Here is a 379-nt window from a genome sequence, read left to right on the forward strand (position 1 = left end):
AGAATTAGGTATTTCTTCCGAAAATCTCGGAACATCGACAGGAAATACTTGGTTTGGAAAAGGTGAAGAACTTTCTTCTTACTCGCCAGTAGACGGAAAATTGATTGGAAAAGTAAAATCATCAACCAAAGATGATTATGAAGAAGTGATAAAAAAAGCACAAGTTGCTTTCAAAGAATGGCGAATGATTCCTGCTCCGAAACGAGGAGAGATTGTGCGTCAATTTGGAGATAAACTTCGTGAGAAAAAGGCTTCCTTGGGAAAATTGGTTTCATATGAAATGGGAAAATCCTATCAAGAAGGTTTGGGTGAAGTACAAGAAATGATTGACATTTGTGATTTTTCGGTTGGATTATCGCGTCAATTATATGGTTCGACA

General features: G+C 36.9%; 1 protein-coding gene. It reads left to right on the top strand.

All coding sequences use genetic code 11. From position 1 onward, the window contains the following. A partial coding sequence (locus QWI17_RS03880) for an aldehyde dehydrogenase family protein (RefSeq protein ID WP_368045324.1) occupies positions 1-379 on the top strand: 379 nt, incomplete at both ends.

It is taken from the genome of Gilvimarinus gilvus (assembly GCF_030518155.1).
In the GTDB taxonomy this organism is placed as follows: Bacteria; Pseudomonadota; Gammaproteobacteria; order Pseudomonadales; family Cellvibrionaceae; genus Gilvimarinus; species Gilvimarinus gilvus.